20 protein-coding genes and 3 tRNA genes are annotated in these 20,631 nt (G+C 35.5%); 11 read left to right on the forward strand and 12 right to left on the reverse strand.

The genetic code is table 11. The annotated features are described in order from the left end of the window. Window positions 1–12: 12 nt before the first annotated feature. From RBG61_RS06170 to flgB, 6 genes are all read right to left on the reverse strand, one after another. On the reverse strand, window positions 13–813 hold the full coding sequence (locus RBG61_RS06170) for a FliH/SctL family protein (RefSeq protein ID WP_307946800.1): 801 nt from the start codon (window positions 811–813) through the stop codon (window positions 13–15). Next, window positions 806–1,810 carry a flagellar motor switch protein FliG gene (fliG, locus tag RBG61_RS06175; RefSeq protein ID WP_307946803.1) on the reverse strand — a complete coding sequence of 335 codons (1,005 nt, stop codon included), beginning with the start codon at window positions 1,808–1,810 and terminating at the stop codon, window positions 806–808. Before fliG ends, RBG61_RS06170 begins: the two co-directional genes overlap by 8 nt. After that, window positions 1,810–3,405, reverse strand: a complete 1,596-nt coding sequence (gene fliF / locus RBG61_RS06180; protein WP_307946804.1) for a flagellar basal-body MS-ring/collar protein FliF — start codon at window positions 3,403–3,405, stop codon at window positions 1,810–1,812. The genes fliG and fliF overlap by 1 nt, the downstream gene beginning before the upstream one ends. A 108-nt stretch (window positions 3,406–3,513) precedes the next feature. Then, window positions 3,514–3,819 carry a flagellar hook-basal body complex protein FliE gene (gene fliE, locus RBG61_RS06185; protein ID WP_307946807.1) on the reverse strand — a complete coding sequence of 102 codons (306 nt, stop codon included), beginning with the start codon at window positions 3,817–3,819 and terminating at the stop codon, window positions 3,514–3,516. An 8-nt stretch (window positions 3,820–3,827) separates the two neighbouring features. After that, entirely contained in the window at window positions 3,828–4,265 is a 438-nt protein-coding gene (gene flgC, locus RBG61_RS06190; protein WP_307946810.1) for a flagellar basal body rod protein FlgC, read from the reverse strand. A gap of 30 nt (window positions 4,266–4,295) precedes the next feature. After that, window positions 4,296–4,682, reverse strand: coding sequence for a flagellar basal body rod protein FlgB (flgB, locus tag RBG61_RS06195; RefSeq protein WP_307946812.1), 387 nt, complete (start codon window positions 4,680–4,682; stop codon window positions 4,296–4,298). 345 nt (window positions 4,683–5,027) lie between these two features. Here flgB and RBG61_RS06200 point away from each other — a divergent pair, with 345 nt between their 5' ends. The 9 genes from RBG61_RS06200 to RBG61_RS06240 all read left to right on the forward strand — a co-directional run bounded on the left by RBG61_RS06200 (window position 5,028) and on the right by RBG61_RS06240 (window position 13,589). After that, window positions 5,028–5,384, forward strand: coding sequence for a flagellar biosynthesis anti-sigma factor FlgM (locus RBG61_RS06200; protein WP_307946814.1), 357 nt, complete (start codon window positions 5,028–5,030; stop codon window positions 5,382–5,384). A 92-nt stretch (window positions 5,385–5,476) separates the two neighbouring features. Further along, window positions 5,477–5,959, forward strand: a complete 483-nt coding sequence (gene flgN / locus RBG61_RS06205; RefSeq protein ID WP_307946816.1) for a flagellar export chaperone FlgN — start codon at window positions 5,477–5,479, stop codon at window positions 5,957–5,959. Window positions 5,960–5,972: 13 nt separating this feature from the next. Beyond that, window positions 5,973–7,559: a flagellar hook-associated protein FlgK gene (gene flgK / locus RBG61_RS06210; protein WP_307946819.1), complete on the forward strand. Its 1,587-nt coding sequence runs from the start codon at window positions 5,973–5,975 to the stop codon at window positions 7,557–7,559. 27 nt (window positions 7,560–7,586) lie between these two features. Continuing rightward, the gene (flgL, locus tag RBG61_RS06215; protein ID WP_307946822.1) at window positions 7,587–8,894 is read left to right on the forward strand and encodes a flagellar hook-associated protein FlgL; all 1,308 of its coding nucleotides are present in this window, start codon (window positions 7,587–7,589) and stop codon (window positions 8,892–8,894) included. Window positions 8,895–8,995: 101 nt separating this feature from the next. Beyond that, window positions 8,996–9,613, forward strand: coding sequence for a DUF6470 family protein (locus RBG61_RS06220; protein ID WP_307946824.1), 618 nt, complete (start codon window positions 8,996–8,998; stop codon window positions 9,611–9,613). A gap of 62 nt (window positions 9,614–9,675) precedes the next feature. After that, window positions 9,676–10,113 carry a flagellar assembly protein FliW gene (gene fliW / locus RBG61_RS06225; protein ID WP_307946827.1) on the forward strand — a complete coding sequence of 146 codons (438 nt, stop codon included), beginning with the start codon at window positions 9,676–9,678 and terminating at the stop codon, window positions 10,111–10,113. After that, window positions 10,113–10,337, forward strand: coding sequence for a carbon storage regulator (locus RBG61_RS06230; protein WP_307946830.1), 225 nt, complete (start codon window positions 10,113–10,115; stop codon window positions 10,335–10,337). Before fliW ends, RBG61_RS06230 begins: the two co-directional genes overlap by 1 nt. A gap of 236 nt (window positions 10,338–10,573) precedes the next feature. Then, complete coding sequence (locus tag RBG61_RS06235) at window positions 10,574–11,830, forward strand: flagellin (protein WP_307946832.1); 1,257 nt, start codon at window positions 10,574–10,576, stop codon at window positions 11,828–11,830. A gap of 316 nt (window positions 11,831–12,146) precedes the next feature. After that, window positions 12,147–13,589 (forward strand): IS1182 family transposase, encoded by a 1,443-nt coding sequence (locus RBG61_RS06240; RefSeq protein WP_307942256.1) that lies wholly within the window; start codon window positions 12,147–12,149, stop codon window positions 13,587–13,589. Window positions 13,590–13,620: 31 nt separating this feature from the next. On the opposite strand, the gene RBG61_RS06245 is transcribed toward RBG61_RS06240, so the two are convergent. The 6 genes from RBG61_RS06245 to RBG61_RS06270 all read right to left on the reverse strand — a co-directional run bounded on the left by RBG61_RS06245 (window position 13,621) and on the right by RBG61_RS06270 (window position 17,485). Beyond that, complete coding sequence (locus tag RBG61_RS06245; RefSeq protein WP_307946834.1) at window positions 13,621–14,058, reverse strand: hypothetical protein; 438 nt, start codon at window positions 14,056–14,058, stop codon at window positions 13,621–13,623. A 13-nt stretch (window positions 14,059–14,071) separates the two neighbouring features. After that, window positions 14,072–14,449, reverse strand: a complete 378-nt coding sequence (gene fliS, locus RBG61_RS06250; protein WP_307946835.1) for a flagellar export chaperone FliS — start codon at window positions 14,447–14,449, stop codon at window positions 14,072–14,074. A gap of 27 nt (window positions 14,450–14,476) precedes the next feature. Beyond that, on the reverse strand, window positions 14,477–16,804 hold the full coding sequence (gene fliD / locus RBG61_RS06255; protein ID WP_307946837.1) for a flagellar filament capping protein FliD: 2,328 nt from the start codon (window positions 16,802–16,804) through the stop codon (window positions 14,477–14,479). A 330-nt stretch (window positions 16,805–17,134) separates the two neighbouring features. Next, window positions 17,135–17,219 (reverse strand) — tRNA-Tyr (locus tag RBG61_RS06260). 42 nt (window positions 17,220–17,261) lie between these two features. Continuing rightward, window positions 17,262–17,337 (reverse strand) — tRNA-Thr (locus RBG61_RS06265). A gap of 71 nt (window positions 17,338–17,408) precedes the next feature. Beyond that, window positions 17,409–17,485 (reverse strand) — tRNA-Pro (locus tag RBG61_RS06270). A gap of 269 nt (window positions 17,486–17,754) precedes the next feature. On the opposite strand from RBG61_RS06270, the gene RBG61_RS06275 reads away from it, so the two are divergent. Then, a complete protein-coding gene (locus tag RBG61_RS06275; RefSeq protein ID WP_307946838.1) occupies window positions 17,755–18,516 on the forward strand; it encodes a heparan-alpha-glucosaminide N-acetyltransferase in 762 nt (253 codons plus the stop codon). A gap of 335 nt (window positions 18,517–18,851) precedes the next feature. Beyond that, the gene (pyk, locus tag RBG61_RS06280) at window positions 18,852–20,609 is read left to right on the forward strand and encodes a pyruvate kinase (protein ID WP_307946840.1); all 1,758 of its coding nucleotides are present in this window, start codon (window positions 18,852–18,854) and stop codon (window positions 20,607–20,609) included. Window positions 20,610–20,631 lie beyond the last annotated feature (22 nt).

A 20,631-nucleotide genomic window follows, 5' to 3' on the forward strand; every position in this document is an offset into this window, starting at 1 on the left:
TGATATGAAAATTTACTTATGCCTATGGATTAACCCCATATTGATATTATCCAATTGCGTATCAACGGAAGCATCTATTACACCAATTGGTGTTTCAATAACGCAATCCGTATCACTCATATTGGGATCTGCTATAAATTTTATATCATCTGATATATTGTTCATTCGATTGATGATATCACACTCTTTACTCATAAACATTTTATAGTTGTTTACAGAAATATTGATTCGTAGCGAGCCTTGATTTTTGCATTGCAACGCCGCATTTTCCACAATACTTTTGAGTGCATCAGAAGAAAGCTCCAGCTCTTTTTTTATAATCATCTTCGCAATTGAAAATGCCAATAAATAAAGCTCCTCTTCATATTTCTTCAGCATATCTTGAATACCGCTGTCGATTCCCTCGACCATATTTTCAGAAAAAGTTAATAATTGCTGCATCTCTGCTTGCGCTTGGGCTAACCCGTCTTGATAACCTTTTTGAAAGCCCTCTTCGTAGCCTTTTTTAGAGGCAGTCGAATAGTTTTCGGAATCAGCTTGATCCATTGCATTTTGAAGCTGCGCATTAATGCGATCAGCAGTAGATTTCATATAGTAAATACTATAATTCTGTGCTTGATCCACAATTTTTTTCGCTTGGGCTTGGGCTTGCGAAATAATATCTGCAGCTACTTTTTCATCATGAGTCAATGGCCTTGTGAAAGTAGATTTTTGATCTTTATATTCTCTTGATTTAATTCGAATTTCAGGTGTTACTTCCAATGTTTTTTTCACATCAGGGCTTTGTTGAGAAGATTTAATAATATTATACAATTATTTCATCCTTTCCACCCTTAGTAATTACTAGCTCGCCTTCTTCTTCCAAACGTCGAATAATTGCAACGATACGTTGTTGTGCTTCTTCAACATCTTTGAGTCGAACGTTATGAGTAAATTCAAGGTCAGACTGAACGGTTTCAGCAGAACGCTTGGACATATTCTTGAAGATTGCAGCGGATACTTCTTGATTTGCACCTTTAAGCGCAAATACCAAGTCTTTGCTGTTTGCTTCTCGTAAAAATCTTTGGATAGAAACGTCGTCCAATAGAATAATATCTTCGAACACAAACATTCTCTTGCGAATCTCGTCGGTGAGTTTTGCATCCTTTTTATTAAGCTCATCAAAGATGTATTTTTCATTAGATCGGTCAATGTGATTCATTACATCAGCGATGTAGTTTACGCCGCCAACTTCCATATAGTCAACAGACATGAAGGTGGATAGTTTTTGCTCTAGAATATGTTCCACAAGTTTTACAACTTCTGGAGAGGTTCGATCCATCTTTGCAATTCGCTCTACAACATCAATTCTCTTGTCTTTCGGTAGGTCTGCAATGATATTTGATGCTTGGTCAGGTTTTGCATAAGATAGTACCAACGCAATTGTTTGTGGATGTTCGTTTTGAATTACGGTTAAAACATTCTTATAGTCCGCTTTTCTAACAAACTCAAACGATTTCGTTTTTAATGATTTTGTAACACGTTCTAATAGGCTGGCTGCAGCTTGTGCTCCAAATGCTTTTTCCAATACACTACGAGCAAACTCAACGCCACCCTCGGTTACGACCTTTTGGGTTAAACATATTTGATAGAAGCTTAACAAAATATCTTCTACTTCTTGTGACGTTAAATGTTGCAGTCTTGCAATCTCATATGTAAGTTGTTCCAATTCATCTTCATGTAAAAACCGATATACATTTGCTGCATTTTCAGTTCCTAACGATATGATTACCGCTGCTGCTTTTTGCTGTGCTGTAATTGCTTCTACCATTAAGCTTCATCTCCTTTTAACCAAGTTCTAAGGAGTTGTGCAACAATTTCAGGATTTTGATCTGAGAATTCTTGAATCTCTTTCTTTAATACCTGCTCCTTACTTTCAGGAACCTTCTTTAAATCTTCCATTAAATTCGGCATAGGCTCTGTTGGTGCGGGAGGTATATATGGGTTAGCAAGTTGCGCTGCTTCTTGTGCTGCTAGTGCTTTCGCCAATCTGCGCTTTTTAATCTTCTTAGATATCAGCAACACTACTAATAAGCCAATAATCAAAACCACTGTTCCGGCAGTCATACTGAAAATCAATACTTTGTTTTCCAAAATGTTTCCGTTCTGATTTGGTCCCAATGGATTTTTATTTACTCCAGAAAAATCCGTATTGAGAATGGTCACTTTTGTAGACGGAATGCCCGATGCATTTCCGACTAGCTGCATTAGACTTTCTTTTTCTGCATCGCTTAGTAGTTTTTCCTTACTGTTAATAGTCAATCCTACTGTTAAATCTTTTACTTCAGGAGATTCCCCATTGATTTGCTCAGTAATTTTATTAACTAAATACTTATAGCTTGCATTGTCTTTAAAATAAAGGGTATTTTCATCAGCCGTAATGCCTTGGTAATTCGGAACTTCGGTATTGTTTTCTGCTCCGGCAATGCCGCCCGGCTTTTGTCCGTTCTTTACCGCTTCCTTGTCAACGGTAGACTCGGAAACAACTCCTTTACCGTCTTCAGTTGAAGGAGTATAAGTTATAACCTCTTTAATTTTTTTGTCTAATGCCATATTTGCTTTTACAGCAACACTTATGTTTTGCTTTCCCACAACCGGCGTTAGCACTTGCATAATATTGTTGTGGATATTTTTTTCGTACTGCTTTTCAATTTCCAATTTGAAATTCGCAATGTCAACATAAGTTTTTTCGCCTGAAGATTGCAACTCATTACCGGTAGAATCTACTACGGCAACTTGTTCAATTTTCATTCCAGGTACGCTTGTTGATACCAACCGTTTAACGCCATTTACTTGAGAAGCATTTAAAGCTACACCATCTTTCAAAGTCAGCTTTACAGATGCACTCGCATTTTCCTTGTTATCTTCCCAAGCCCATCCGTTATCTTCAGGGGAGTTTATTGTTACAATTGCATCCTTAACACCATCCACTGTTTGAATAGTATCTTGTAATCTTTCTTGCAATTGATAAATTTTCATTGTTCGTTTTTCAGATTCTGTAGACATAAAATCAACAGAATTTTTGAAAAAATCATAATTTGGAGCGGAACGTGGATAACCAGCGGTTGCAAGCTTCATTCTGACTAATTCTTCTTGCTTTTTATCCACTAAAATAGTAGAACCGCCATTTTGTGATTTATAATCAATTTGGTCTTTTGATAGCTGTTGTATTACCTCAGTTGCTTCTTCTTGTGTAATACCACTATATAATATGGTATACGTTTTCATATTCAATATTAAAACTGTCACAATAGCAATCAATAGGATTCCAACGAGCACACTAATCATAATGATTCTTTTTTTCTTGCTTTGTTTTTCCCAAAACTGCTTTATGGGTTTCACGTATTTCTCTACTTGCTCGTTCATTTACAATTCCTCACACATAATGTATTTAGAATCTATATACCGTGTAGATTCCATTCCCTTTTATCGGTTTTTTTACCGTTTCTCTCTTTATATATATATTTAATACGTTTATACGCCCATCTGCATTATGGAATTATAGGATTCTAATGCCTTATTTCTTAATTGTACAAACATTTCTAGAGCGAGTGAAGCTTTTGTAGAAGCAATATTCACACTATGCAAATCATCGGTTTGACCAGTTGCCACTTTTTGAATTTCTGTAGATAAGTTGGCGTCGGACTCTTTTACACTATTCATTGCATCTTCAAATAAAGATTTAAATGGAATTTGTGAACCACTATTCACGCCTATTGTCATATTTTTTTGCGTGAGTTCCGCAAGTGGTTTTATATTGGAGATTGGTTGTAATATCATTCTTATGCCTACCTTCCTAACTCAAGTGCTTTTGATGCCATTGTTTTTACAGCATTAAAAGCAGTTAAATTTGCTTCATACGCTCTTGTTGCTGCCATCATATCCAACGTTTCTTTTACCGGGTCAACGTTCGGCATCATAACATAACCGTTCTCATCCGCATCAGGATGATCCGGCCTATAAACCGGTGTAAATGGGGTTTCATCTTCTAAAATTTTTGCAACTCTAACTCCCTTTTTACCGGATTGATAGATATTTTTATTCATCATCGAACGAAAACTGTTATCTTGTATTGGTTCATAAACTACCATTTTCCTACGATATGGTTCACCGTTTGCAGCACGTGTAGTCTCTTGGTTTGAAATGTTTTCAGATATAATATCCATTCTCAACCGACTCGCTGTCAGACCGGATCCACTTATACTTAATGAACTTAAAAAAGCCATGCACGTTCATTCCTTTCTGTCTCAATCCTACTACCGTGTTCCACCACTGATTGCATAACGTAAACGTGAAAAATTATCATTTAGTTGGCGAATTGCCATACTATATTGTAATTGGTTTCTTGCTAACTCGATATTTTCTTGTTCAATATCCACATTATTGCCGTCGGCACGTAGCCCTTGTACATTATCAATGTTTTCAAAAATATTGGATTTACGAATCGTATCCATTTTCTCCAACTTAGTTCCCTTTAGATTGTTGATGGCTTCCGCTAACTCATCTTCAAATGAAACTACCTTTTTTTTATATCCCGGAGTCTCATAGTTTGTAATGTTATCGGAAATTGCCTGCTGCCTTGCCCATAAGCCATCTAAACTCTTTGATAGCAACGTGCTTGATACATTGTTAATCCAATCCATATAATGTCCTCCTTTATTTTTGCTTAAAATTTTAAATAAAGATGAGAGAGGATACTTAAAATTTTTCCTTATTTTGTATAATTACAAGGAAATCTCATCCTATCTTTGAAAAAAATCGTGCAAATTATATAAAAAAACAATCTGTTGTTCGCTGCATTTTGGAAAACAGCACATAAACTAATACTTTTATTATCTAAGAAAAAGCCAATTTTGTCAAGCTTTTTAGCGTTATTTGTCGAAGTGATATAAATTTTCCTAAATCAAAGACAATATAATGAAAGTAATAATAAAATTACCTCTAATCATTTTATTATTTATGCCGATATGTTATTTGAGGTGAAGTAAATGAACATCAATAATTCGTGGTTTGGGGTATACCATTCCAACCCACAGAAAGGCAATTTTGATACTCGCATTAAACCAAGCAAGTCTGATACAGCAAGCTTCAAATCCATGGTTGTAGGAAACGAAGCAAAAAGCTCTCAACAAAGTGCACCGGTTCGTGTTGACAAAATTGAAATCTCTTCAACTGTTCCTTCTAGTTCTAACACATTTGATATGGGAAAATTAAAAGAAAAACTTATGGCTGACATTACAAATGATGCGCAATCTTTAAAAGTTGAAGCATTAAAAAAACAAGTCAATGCTAATACCTATCAAATTGATCCTGTTGAATTGGCACACATTATACTACAAGGCTAATAGCGATAGCCATTAGCCTTGTATGCATATCTTTTTCTGTGCAATAGATATGTCGAAAACGGAAAGCTCGCACAGGGAAAAGGGCGAATCAGATGTTAGAAAAACAAATTTCGAAAGAACTAGTTCTTTTTTTAGAACGTTATGATAAATTTTATGAAGATTTTTTAGAATTAGAGCGCAATAAATATGAAGCAATTACTCGAAACGATCTTGCATCACTTGATTGCTTTGTAACAAAGGAACAAGCCTTATATTTAAAATCCAGAGGGCTGGAATCAGAACGAATTCAACTCATGCAGCAATGCTCTGAACCGCAAACCTCTTTCCGGAATTTGATTCCAATACTTGATTCCGAATTCCAACAAAAAGCAACGGAAATTTTCAATCATCTTTCCGATGTATTATTAAATTTAAAACAAGTTAACAGCAGTTGCAACTCCTTAACGGAATTAAGACTGCATCGTATTGATATAAATTTAAAACATTTAGAAAACCAACCGGAATTACAAAAAGAATATAACCGAGTTGCGAAACAAAGCAGCAAAGGCACCCATGTAATTTCCAAAAAGATATAATGGAGGTAAAAGAATGAGACCTACATTTGCCGGATTTTATGTAGCAAAGCGTGGCTTAGATGCAGCTAGAGCCAATCTAAGCGTAACAGGACAAAACATTACCAATGTAAAAACTGCTGGATATACACGTCAACGTGTGGATTTATACTCCGTTGGTGCAAGTGGATATAATATGCGCTATGCTACCAAAGAAGATTCAAACATTGGTGAAGGTGTTTCTATTGGTGGAATAATTCAAGTAAGAGACCCATATCTGGATTTACGCTACCGCAGAGAGCACTCAAAAGTTGGTGAGTCTGGTATACAACTGGATGCACTTTCTGACTTAGAATATATTTTCGATGAAATTACAAAAGATGGACTAGACAAGCAATTTTCTGATTTGAAATCACAATTGCAAAATCTTTCTTTAAATCCAAACGATCCCGTATCAGAAGGAATTGTAAAAACTTCAGCTTTAATGCTTGTTAAAATGTTCAACCATTGCTCCGAACAAATTAACACTGTGAAACAAGAACAACTAGCAACTTTACAAGATGGCTCTATCACTCGTGTGAACGAATTGCTACGTGGAATTGCTAACCTAAATGGCGAAATTAAAAATGCCAATGTGTCAGGTAATCAAGCGCTTGAGCTGATGGATCAACGTAACACAATGATTGATGAACTATCAGGCTACGTTAACCTTGAAATTACATCCAAAACTGTCGATATAGGCGGTGGCCGTTCTGTTGAAGAAATGTCTATTAACTTAATTGGTGCAGGCGGAGATAAATTCAACCTAGTAGATGATAACAAAAACCGTTCTTTTGGGGTTGAAATAGATAGCAATGGCATTGAACCTGTTAAAATTACTTTAAATGATTTTGATGGCTCAAAAGTAACTAGCAGTAATAAAGCACTCATTTCCATTCCAAATGGAGATATTAGCGGTCAACTTACCACAGGAGCTTTTGCAGGTCATTTATCCATCATAAACAGCAAGGGCGAATTTGATACCCCTCCAACAAAAGATAGAGGTATTCAATACTATGAAAATATGCTCAATACCTTAGCAAATCAATTTGCAACTGCTTTTAATAAAGCCAACAGCATGAATATAAGCGAGCCTTGGGATAAACCTATGTTTGAAGCAAAAGACGGGAAGCCGATTACTGCCGGAAATCTTGCAATTTCATCAAAATGGGAAAATGCAATTGGCTCTTATATTACATCTACAAAGCAGCCGCCTAAACCTGGCGTAGATAAGCCTGCTGATAATATTTTAAATATGATTTCCTTATTCTCAAGTGACCTTACTTATACAACCACAAACGGAAATGTTCCTTTATTCAAAGGTACTTTTCAAGGCTGTTTTTCCAATATCAACAGTACATTGGCATTGGAAATTAAAGATATTACCCGCATGAATGATAGCTCAGGAAGTGTTTTAGAAGAAATAGATAATCAAAGAGCTTCCATTTCTGCTGTTAATATTGACGACGAGGGTATTAACTTAATTCAATACAATCAAGCGTTAAGCGCTTCTTCACGTTTTATGACAACACTCGACGAAGCATTAGATACCATTATTAAAGGAATGGGCGTTGTCGGTCGATAATTTGAAATCCAGAAGGGAGGCTGTTTTATGAGAGTAACAACCGGAATGATTACAGCTCAATATAGTCGTAATCTAAATAGATCATTAAGCAAACTAAACTATTTAAATAACAGAGCTACTACACTCAGAAAATTCAATCGTGCTTCTGAGGATCCTGTAGCTGCAGCAAAAGCATATAGTCTAAGACGTTCTTTTACCGATAATGATGACTATGTGAAAAATCTCGAAGATACAGAAAATATGATGTTAACTGCTGAAAGCTCTATGATGGGGCTCAACTCTATTGCTCAAGAAGTGTCTTCCGGCGATATGCTTCAAGCAGTTAATGGAACTATGTCAAAAGAAGATAGGGAAATCATTGCCACAAAACTTATAAAGATGCAAGATGCAATGCTTTCCACAATGAACACTAAATATGGCGATCGTTATCTTTTTGGTGGATCTACAATGACAAAGCCCCCATTTACCGTTGCTGCAGATGGTAGTCTTTTATACAAAGGCGTTGATGTTACAACCGGATTACATCAAGGTACACCCGGAGTTGGCGGATCCGCCAGCGTTGGTGGAGCTTTGATTGATTTTGGCGCAGCAAACGAATCAAAATTCAATGATTACTCCATATCAATTGTGAATGGTACAACACCAAACGCAATTGATACTGCTGCAAAAACGATCACAATCAACGTATCAACCGTACCAACAAAGCAGGATTTACAAACTGTTCTACAAGGCTTAACGGGATCTACCGACGTTACCGTTAAAGGCGATTTAACGCAAACTGTTGGTATTGGAACTGCTCAAGTATCTGGCGGCGAAAACAAAATCACAGCAGGCACTTCTGTTGACTTAAAAGAGTTAATGAACGAAAAAATGTATGTTGATATTGGTCTCGGTTTGGACTATAACGCAAACGGTTTAAATGAACAAAGTGTATTTGATTCCTCTTTACCGGGAATTAACTTTTTAGGCTGTGGTGTTGATAAAAACGGAAAACCACAAAATATGTATGTACTTTTAGGTCAAATTGCAACCGAACTGGAAAAGCCTACATTAGACACAGGCGCTACAGATTCCTTAATTAAAGGTTTTAATAACCAAAAACAAGTATTACTAACTCAAATTACGCAATTCGGTTCTAAAACAAATTTCCTAAAGTATGCAGATACACGATTAGACGATACAAGCTTAAATTTGAATAAAAAGATATTGGATAATGAATTCGTAGAACCGGCAGAAGCAATTATGGATTTTAAAATGCAAGAATTTGCTTATATGTCAGCTTTACAAATGGGTACAAAAATCATCCAACCAACATTTTTAGATTTTATGAGATAGAAATATCGCTAGCAAATGGAAAAGAATATAAACTTCTTTACATTATCAAAAGAATATGAGGGGTAAAAAAATTCTTTATAGATAGTGAGGTGAAATATTTTATGGGTCCTTTACTTCAAATCCATAGTGTTCCTTTTTCTTATGAAATGGTAATCAATGATGCAAGGTTTGAAATAGAATCACCACGTCCATCCGTTGCTATATCAAGACAAAAAGGCGGTTTGCAAATTAATAGCAAGCCTGCTCAAATTCGAATTGATTCAACAGAAGCACGTGCCAGTATGGGGTTAAAATCACTCGGACGTGCCGTTGATGAGTTTGGAAAAAAAGGCATGCAAAAAGCTATGGAAGCAACTGCTCAAATTGCGCAAGAGGGGAATCAGCTTATGGATACACGAAACAGCAATACTGTTTTTACCAGTATTGCTTATCAACGAACAAGAAGCAGTATAGATACTATGCTGGGTTTTATTCCGTCTACGCCCTCAAAAGTAAGCTTTGATCCCCATCAATTGCAAATACAATATGAAATGGATAAGCTCTCTTTTGATTGGAGAACAAACAGTAAACCGGATATGAACTTTGTTCCTGCATCTATTGAGTTTAAAGTAAAAGATTATGCTCGTCTTGAAATTGAATATTTAGGTCGACCTTTATATATTCCTAAAAGTGCAGACCCAAACTACCAAGAGCCAATGAAGCTTGACGTCAAAGGCTAAGCAATCATCATATTTTTTCAACCAACCCCTCATCTCTATATTAAGAAACGAAGGATTTCAATATGATAACAATTCAAACAGAATTCGGTGAAACACAAGTATCTAACGAAGCATTGATTCATTTTCCTGATGGGCTTTATGGGTTCGAAGATATAAAAGATTATGTTTTATTAACACATGATGATCAAAATATTATTATGACCTTACAACCTGTAACGGAACGAGTACCACAATTTTTAGTGTTGGATCCTTTTGCTGTAATTTGCAACTATCAGCCGAAGCTTTCCTCTGCTGATCAAAAATGGTTTGGAGTAACAAACTGCGGAGAACTAAAATATTTAGTAATTGCAATTGTGAAAGAAAACTATATTGATACGGTTGTGAACTTGAAAAGTCCGATTGTTATCAATCCAAAAACCAACCAAGCAAAGCAAGTATTTTTAGAAAACAAAAATTATTCTATGAAATACCGTGTTTTTGATGATAAGGGGGATTCTTAATGCTCGTAATCAGCAGAAAAACCTCTGAATCAATCTTAATAGGCGATGACATTGAAATCATCATTTCTGATATTTCAACAGACAAAGTTAAAATTGCAATTAACGCTCCTAAATCTGTTCCCGTTCTACGAAAAGAGCTTGTGGAATTGAAAGAGCAAAATCAAGTGGCAAGCGAAGTTGATGTCATGCAAGCAATCGCAACTTTGAAGAAAATTATCAAATAATGCAACAAACACATCAGTGTACAATCGTACATTGGTGTGTGTTTTTATTTTATTTATAAAATTGTACTAATTTATGCTAAATCTTTTTCATATCATACCGATATACATAGTGTAAGGATTAAAAGTAATTCTTCATAATAAGGCGCCAAAGATGTAGACTTGCTTTCTTACCTTAAACCATAAAAAACGGAAAGGATTCCGTTTTTAATAAAACAAAATTCAAGGAGGAAATTATTATGCGTATTCAACATAATATTAACGCACTTAACGCTCACAGACAACTTTCTATGAACACTTCAGCTGTAGGTAAAAACCTAGAGAAATTATCTTCTGGTTTTAGAATCAACCGTGCTGGTGACGATGCTGCTGGTCTTGCTATCTCTGAAAAAATGAGAGGCCAAATCCGTGGTCTAGACATGGCTTCTAGAAATGCTCAAGACGGTATTTCTTTAATCCAAACTGCTGAGGGTTCTCTACAAGAAACTCACTCTATTCTACAAAGAATGCGTGAACTTGCTGTTCAATCTTCTAATGGTACTTACGAAGAAGGCGTTGACCGTGTAAACCTAAACAAAGAGGTTGCTGCACTTAAAACAGAAGTTGATAGAATTGCTTCTTCAACTCACTTCAACAACCAAAAACTATTAAACGGTGCTATCGATGGTACAGTTTCTGCTGCTTCTTCTGCTGCTACTACTGCTACAGGTCTTGATAAAGATTTAAGCTTAAGCGTTAGCGGTTTAAAAGAAGGTGCAACACTTTCAATCAAAACTGCTGCTGGTGGTGCTGATGCATCAGGTGCTTCTGGTTCTGATATTGCTGCTACAGATGCAAAAGCTGCATTTGCAATTGATGGTGCAACTGGTAATATTACATTAACTATTACTGGTGGTACAAACGGTATGAAAGACGGCGGTGCTGCTGGTGATCTTAAAGCTGCAACAAATGTGGACTTACAAAAAGCATGGGATGACTTTGCTAAAGCTAATGTCGATGCTACTAAAGGAATCAACTTCTCTGGCTTAACTACCGTAACAGCTCCTGCTGGTGCTGCTGGTGTTAAAGCTAATACAGCAACTAGTGCTGCTGCTGCAAAAACTGGCGAAGCTTTAACATTCCAAATCGGCGCAAACGACGACAGAGTTAATTTAAATGTTGCTAACCAAGATACTAAAACATTAGGTATTGATGATTTATCTATTGCTACTCAAGAAGATGCTAACAAAGCAATCATTTCTTTAGATAAAGCAATTAACTCCGTTTCTGGCACTCGTGCTGACCTTGGTGCTCTTCAAAACCGTTTAGAGCATACAGTTAACAACTTAGGTACAACTTCTGAGAACTTAACTGCTGCTGAATCTCGTATTCGTGACGTTGATATGGCTAAAGAGATGATGGAAATGACTAAGAATAACATTCTTTCTCAAGCTGCTCAAGCTATGCTTGCTCAAGCTAACACTCAACCTCAAGGCGTTCTACAACTTCTACAATAGTCTAATTCTTAAAAAAATCCACCCGATTGGGTGGATTTTTTGCTTTATATATGATTTTTAACGACCATTCAATCTTTGAAACTGATACAAATCGGCAAGAGCAAGCCCTTGCCCTACCTTTAACACATAAACTTTCTCTTAAAGCCTCTCCTTTAAGAAAGGCAAATCGCCACATTGATGGAAAGGTCGATTTTTATAAAAGTCTAAAGGTGGAATAACACTATTCCACCTTTCAGCTTGTAGAAAAAGTCTCCTAAATTCGATGATTTAGGGGACTTTTGACGCGAAAAATGGTATAATTAAATAGGGTGATTAAATGTTAGTTAAAGCTAAAAAAGACCGAACACAAGTAGAGTTTTTGTGCTTAGAAGAATTTATTCCAGCAGAACATTTGCTTAGAAAAATAGATAGTGCAGTGGATTTCTGTCATATATATGATTTCGTAGAGGATTTGTATTGTAAAGATAATGGAAGACCAAGCATAGACCCAGTAGTACTAATCAAAATGGTCTTAATACAACATTTGTATGGAATAAGTTCGTTGCGCAAATTGGTAGAAGAAGTACAAATGAACTGTGCATATCGTTGGTTTTTAGGATATTTAATGACAGAACAAATACCTCACTTTACAACAATAAGTTATGCCTTTAAACATAGATTTAACGAGAATACTATTGCATGCATTTTCAACTGGATATTGAATGAAATCAATGATATGGGATATCTTGACCCAGAGGTGGTATTTGTAGATGGAACCCATATAAAAGCAAATGCAAATATAAAAAAGGTTGTAAAGAAATCAATCCCCGTAGCAGCAAAACATTATGAGAAACAACTAATGGACGAAATCAATAAAGATAGAGAAGAACATAAAAAAAAGCCATTTGACGATACAAAGCCACCTAAAATAGAAGAAAAAATCATCAATGAATCAACCACTGACCCTGAAAGCGGTGTATTTCATAAAGGAGAGCATAAGAAATGCCTTGCTTATGAAGCACATACAGCTTGTGACAAAAAAGGCTACATTGTAGATGTTCATGTAACAGCAGGCAATGTACATGACAGCGTAGCATTCGATGATTTGTATGATAAATTAAAAGAAAACCACCCCGAAATCCAAACAATAGTGGCAGATAGTGCCTACAATACTCCCTATATTGCAAAAAGACTTATAGATGATGGAAAAGATTTATTAGTACCATATCGTAGACCAATGACAAAACAAGGCTTTTTTAAGAAATATGATTTTTCATATGATGAATATTTTGACTGTGTAGTATGTCCAAACAATAAAGTTTTACACTATTCCACCACGAATAGAGAAGGATACAAAGAATTTAAAAGCAATCCAAACGACTGTAAAATCTGTGGGTTTCGTTACAAATGCACTGAAAGTAAAGAATTCCAGAAACAATACACAGTTCATGTTTGGCATGAGTACTTAGAGCAAGTTTCAGATATTCGTTATGCAATAAAATACAAAGATCTTTATGCACAGCGAAAAGAAACGATTGAGCGAGTTTTTGCTGATGCGAAAGAAAAATACGCAATGCGTTATACACCTTATCGAGGTCTTGCCCAAGTAACAAACTGGGTTAGGCTTAAATTTGCGTGCATGAACCTTAAAAAGCTGGCAATACATAAGTGGAGGGTGAACTCTCCTTTTTGTATCCTTTGCACTTTTTTCAAATTTTCAACCATATATTCAAAAGCCCGACTTTGGTTACGCCAAAATCGGGCTTTTTCTTCAGACTGAAAGGTGGAATAACACTATTCCACCTTTTAGCTTATTGTTTTATATTCACTCTTTTATGTCTTATTTCGTTAATTCGATTTTTTATATCGGTATGCCTATTTTTCACCAATTGTATTGCTTCTGCATCCAACTTTTGAGTTTGTTCCAGCAAAGCGTTATATTGCATTACATACTGACTCATAGCTTCTATTGCTTGAGAAGAATCTTGATTGAGCTCACGACCTGATAAAGCAAGATTTACTGCTTTTTGTTGTTCGGCATCCAGCTCTTGCAACTTTACTTGAATCAATAAATCGCAACGATCAATCCTCGTCATATAATCTTGTCTTACATCTAACAGATTATCAAATAAAATTTCCTCTTGAGAAGCTTTTACTTGCAATTGCTTTGTTAGATTATAAATCGAAGTCATAAAGAGGGTTCGCTGCTCCAAACAGACAAGAATAGTATCCAATACTTCAGTATTCATCGCTATTCCCCTTCTATTTATTCATATGGATGATTTTTTGTGCTTCCACCCAAGTGTTTTTCAAATCGTTAACCAATGGTGTAATTTCATCAATTAATGCACCGCTTTGCTGTATTTCAGCACGAATAATCTGCATATTGAAAAAGCTATATAGCTGATATAAGTTATTTGAAATTTCATAGTTATAATCCAACACACTAATTAAGTGTTGAAAAATATCCTTTGCCTTTTTTGTACAGATTAACGCTGCAGTATTATTTCTCTCACAAAACATTTTGGAAGCTAACGTTAAGTCTTTACTTGCTTCTTCATAAAGTTTTACGATGAGCTCACTATTTGACATAGTGTTAATTGACTGCTGCTTATACTGCATAATAGGGTTATTATACATTGATATCCTCCTACAATGAATTTCAATTTATCCTTGAGATGTTGGATTCAACCAAGATGATTGTGCATTCATCTTACTTAAATAAGTTTCAAGCTGTGTAAATTGTTTATAATAGCGATCTTCCTCTGTTTTCAATCGATCCTTTAAATCACTTATTGTACGGTTCATTTGTTTTACTTGTAACGAAATTCGGTCTTGACCATTAGCAGAATCGGTAGCCTTTCCTGCCATCTGAATTAGCAAGCCATCTCCACCAAAAGTACCTGCCATTGTATTTAATATTTTGCTTAAACGATTAGAAATTCCGCTCTTTTTTATATTATCATCTGATGATAAATTTGTAAATAAACTTGTTATTTCTTCTGGATTTTCAGTAAGAGCTTTTCTTAATGCATCCTCTTTTATATGAAATTGTCCATTTTCCTTCCAATCAGTTGTAGAAATACCGATTTTAGAAAGTGCGGTATTACTTCCTTCCACAATTCCACCCATTCCGGAACGTAAGTTGATTAAAAACTGATTTAACGTTGCATCATTAGACAATAACCCTTCTTTTGCTTTCGCTTCCCAGTTTTTAATCTCCTCATCAGACATATCTTTTCTTTGTTCATCTGTTAAAGGAGGATAGTTTCTGTTTGCCTTTTGTGAAACACTATCAGAGCATAGTTTTACTATTTCATTATAATCTTTAAAAAACTCAGTCATTTTTGTAACAAGTTCATCCACGTTATTTTCTGCTTTAAATGTAATATTCTCGGCTACATTGCCATCTGCTTTTCCAAGAAGTTCAAAGTTTACTCCATCTAATGAGAATGAGTTTCCGGAACGTGTTACATCTGTAAATGTTTTTCCGCCATCAAAGCTTATGTTAATTAACGCATCCTGACCTTTTACAGTCAAATCTGCATCTGTAACCGCTCCTCCAAACATAAGCTTAGCTAAATCATTAGTTGCACCGGAATCAGCAATATTTACTTTACCTTGCACTCCGCTATCTTTTGCTGAAATGCTGATTTTATCTGTTGTTGTAGAGTATGTCATTCGAACGCCAGCATCAGAGTTATTGATTTTTGTTAATACACTGCTCATGGTTTCGCTTTCATCAAATTCTATTGCTGTATTATTTATATTGATTGTAAACTTTCCATTCACTGATTGAATATTTGATCCAAGCTGATTGGAAGCAATCATTTCTTTTATGCTGGTATTCCATGTAGCACGTGTTGAAATACCGCTAGAAACTCTCAATGCACTAATCGTGCCTAAAACGCCTTTTTTATCTGAGCTTGCAACGGTAAAAATATCATTGGCATCCGCTGTGGTCATTTTCAATTTACCATTATCCAAAGCTACATTTACTTTTCCCACTCCAAATGCTTTACCAACCTCTTGATTTAAATAAGACGCCAACTTGCTTGGGGAATCATATTGGTTAATATCCGTAGCACGAAAAGATATTGTTTTTGTAATACCGTTAAAAGTTAGTGACAAAGAAGAACCAGATAAAGTATCCTTTAATGTTTTATCGGCATATAATTTGGTGACATCCATTGCTTCACCAGTTATTGTTGTGCCAGCTAGAAGACTTGCTTTCAAGCCGAGTCCTTCCATCAATGTATTACTTCCACCAACAAGCTTAATGTTTGTGCCATCACCGGAAGTGTTTTTAATTTTGAGTAGCCCCGCATCAATACCAAAGCTTATTTTACCGCCCGTCACTGTTCCGCTTGCATCTTTCATAGCAAGTTTCTCATTAGAGAGTACACTTTTATTTAAAGCATCAACGATTTCATTCAATTTTTGTTCTTGTGTTAAAGCAGAACTTGAAAACGCAAAATCTTTGGCAACAGAGATGTTATATGTTTCTCCACCATATTCAATAGAAATAGCATTTTCGTTAACTAAGCTTTCAGACCAATTTTCCTCAATGACACCTGATGTAATACTTTGGCTTGAAAAATTAGTTTTAGATGTAAAGCTAGCCGTTTGTGCAAGTGATTTAATATCGCTAATTTGAATATTCTTTGCAACATTTGCATCACCGCTTACCTTAACAAAAGAAGAGGTATTGGTAATTGTTGATGTTTTAAAAAAATTCGAACTCATTATATTGTTTTTACCTGCACTGTATGTAAGCCATTTATTTTGAAAAGCATTGATTTTTTTTGTCACATCACGATATGCCTCTTGCCGCCATAATGCTGTCTGCTTCTTTTGTTGTTGCTTGGCAATCTTTGTACGAGTCGTTGTTGTCATCTGCTTTACTAATTCGTCCGTATCCAAACCGGACATAAAACCGGTTAGCCTTTTAGAAGAAGATGACGTTGCGCTTGTGGAAGAGTTGATAGAAGCCATAATGGTTCCTCCTTTATCTATAATAGCAAAATGCGTATATTCTAATTATTATATCGGCAACATTTTCAATAACCTTACTCTTTATAAGAAAATTAGGGAGACTATGAAAAGAAACTGTATCACTCTAATTTCATATTCTACGCAAAGCTAAAGCTTTTTCGGTTCCACAGACATAGCCCGTGTGTTTTGTGCTGGAAGATAATGAATTCGCTTTTTTGTGGAAAAGCCGCATGGGGATGAACAGTCAATCCGACTGTTCATTTAGAGCCTTCGCTTTCAATACATTTACATAAAAAAATAAACTATACTCTTTTGAGTATAGTTTATTTTTGGTGGGAGATGATGGATTCGAACCATCGAAGCTGAAAGCAACAGATTTACAGTCTGCCCCCTTTGGCCGCTCGGGAAATCTCCCTAATATAGTTGTAGTTATCGATAAAATCGACAACTACAAGCTTGGAGCTGGTGGACGGATTTGAACCCCCGACCTGCTGATTACAAATCAGCTGCTCTACCAGCTGAGCTACACCAGCTAATAATTTAACGCTAAATGATTATATCATACTGAAATAATCTTGTCAACCATTTTTCTAAAGTAAAAATATGGTCGGGGCGACAGGACTTGAACCTGCGGCATCTTGGTCCCAAACCAAGCACTCTACCAAACTGAGCTACGCCCCGATTGTTGACGTTTTGTGCATTCAAATTCCTTTAAAAATGCACCTCTAAAAGCTTAACCATATATCCTTTAAATGCGTCTGCGTCATCAAACAGCTTTATCATTATATAATAAGATTCTATAGTTGTCAAGTAAATTCGAAAAAATATTTCAATATAATTTTTCATATTATTTTTCCTTTTTTTATAATCATTTGCAAACGGGCTATTCCACACTTGCAATTCGAATTACTTTCTAGTAAGATGAAGATATAATAAGTTAGGAGAATACTATGGAACAGAAAAAAAGTTTTAACCGTATTCATTTAATTGATGAAATTCGTGGTTTTGCCATCATATGTATGGTAGTATATCATACTTTCTATGATTTAGTAGCTATTTTCGGGGTAAATATTTCTTTTTTCTTTTCCCCTTTTATGGAGAAATTAGTAACCTCATTTGTTTTTCTATTTGTTTTTATATCCGGTACGGCTTCTAACTTTTCTAGAAGTAATCTTATTCGAGGCTTAAAATGTTTTGGATTAGGGCTTATCATGACCTTATTTACCTTTTTCTTTATGAAATCACAACTGATTGTTTTCGGCATTTTACATATGCTTGGTGCATGTATGATGCTTTATTCCCTTTTAGATTTTTTACTGAAAAAAATCCATCCTGTCGCACTCATTATCGGAAGTATTCTTTTATATGCCTTTACTTATAATGTAGTCAATGGATATTTGGGGTTTGAAAACTTTTTAATGATTCCCCTTCCCCACAGTTTATATCAATTCGGTTATTTGTTCCCTCTTGGCTTTGTTTCGCCAACCTTTTATTCTGCCGACTACTTTGCTTTATTTCCTTGGCTATTCTGTTTTATCGCAGGTTCCGGCTTCGGTAGGCTTATTCAGCAAAATAAATTACCTAAGTTTATCTATCTTTCCCACTGCAAGCCTATTGCATTTGTAGGAAGGCACACTCTCATTGTATATATTTTGCATCAGCCTATTGTATACAGCATCCTTTGGATTATTTTCTATTTTATTAATCAATAATCAAGCTCTATGATTGATTAAAATATGTCGTTTTCAGCCTATACTATTCATGAGTAGAACTTTAATCTTGCTTACCTTAACTTATGTCTTTTTTATTGCTTTCATTCAAATTTTATCCCAATAAATAGTTTTATCATACTTCATCTATAGAAATTTTTTATATTTTCATATTATCCGATAAACTTAATAAAGAAATTTTAAAATGTGAGAAATACATTAGTTAAAATTACATATGGATATTTATATAGCAATAGTGTACTATATAAATTGAAGTAATAGGCTTTTTTATACATAACTTAGATTATCCGCCGTTAACGGCAACAGGAGGAATAAACTTGAGAAAAACCAAAATTATCTGCACATTAGGACCATCCATATCTGACGAAGGTATTTTAAAAGAGTTAATGCTAGCTGGTATGAACGTTGCCCGTTTTAACTTTTCTCATCAAACACACGAGGAACACAAGGCACGTTATAACCAAGTAGATAAATTGAGAACGGAGTTAGGTTTGCCTATTGCAACCCTATTAGATACAAAAGGCCCTGAAATTCGTCTTGGGTTAATTGAAAATGACAAAGTTGAATTAGTAAAGGGCGAAACCATAACATTAACCACTGAAGAAATGTTAGGTACCAAAGACCGTGTTTCTATTACTTATAAAAATTTGCCAAACGACATTACAATCGGTAATCACATCTTAATTGATGATGGACTCATTGCGCTTCGTGTATTGTCCCACACAAAAACCGATATTGTTTGTGAGATTTTAAATGGTGGCATGATTTCTAATCGAAAGGGCGTAAATGTCCCTGGCGTTTCTTTATCTATGCCATATTTAAGCGAACAAGATAGAAAAGACATTGAATTTGGTGCTGAAACAGGATTTGATTTTATTGCCGCTTCTTTTACAAGAACCGCTGCTGATATTGAAGCTGTAAAAGCTGTTTTATCAAAATATCCAAATAACAACATTAAAATCGTTGCAAAAATTGAAAACGCTGAGGGTGTTAACAACATAGATGATATTCTTCGTGTTTGTGATGGTGTTATGGTTGCTCGTGGCGATATGGGCGTTGAGATTCCACTTGAAGAAATTCCTGTTCTTCAAAAAATGTTAATTAAAAAAGCTTATAATGCTGGCAAACAAGTAATTACAGCTACCCAAATGCTTGATTCTATGATGAAAAACCCTCGCCCTACCAGAGCAGAGACAACTGACGTCGCAAACGCAATTTACGATGGCACAAGTGCTATCATGCTTTCCGGCGAAACAGCTGCCGGTTTATATCCAATTGAAGCTGTAAAAACCATGGCTATGATAGCGGAACGTACAGAACAAGATATCGATTATGAAAAACGTTTCCGTATTCGTGAAGTAACCGATATGCCAAATGTAACAAATGCAATTTCTCACGCAACCGTTACTACCGCAATGGATTTAAATGCTGCGGCAATCGTTACAGTAACAAAAACCGGCCAAACCGCAAGAATGATTTCTAAGTTCAGACCAATGAGTCCAATTATTGGCTGCTCACCTGATCCAAAAGTAGTTAGACAATTAAATATGTCTTGGGGTGTTATCCCTCTACTTGTTGGCGAAGAACATACAACGGATGAGCTTTTTGAACATGCAATTCGTAAAGCACAAGAAAAAGGGCTTGTTGAAAGCGGTGACCTTGTTGTTATCACTGCTGGTATACCTCTTGGTATTTCCGGAACTACCAACTTAATGAAAGTGCATATCGTTGGCGATATTCTAATTTCCGGTACCGGTATTACTGAAGAAAGCGTTTGCGGAAATCTTTGTGTTTGTTCATCTGAAGAACAAGCTTTGAAAACATTTAAAAATGGTGATATCTTAGTTATCCCAAAAACGAGCAACAATATTTTCAACTTAATTAAAAACGCTTCCGGAGTAATTACAGAACAAGATGGTGTGGATTCTCATGCAGCAATTGCTGGCCTTGCTTTAAATAAACCGGTTTTAATTGGTGCGACAAACGCTACACAAATTTTACGTAGTGGAACAACGGTACACTTAGATGCAAGTAACGGAATTGTATGCAATGCAGCAAAATGTAATATGAAATAGATGCGAAAACAGCTTATTGAAA

This window comes from Paludicola sp. MB14-C6 (assembly GCF_030908625.1).
GTDB lineage: Bacteria > Bacillota > Clostridia > Oscillospirales > Ruminococcaceae > Paludihabitans.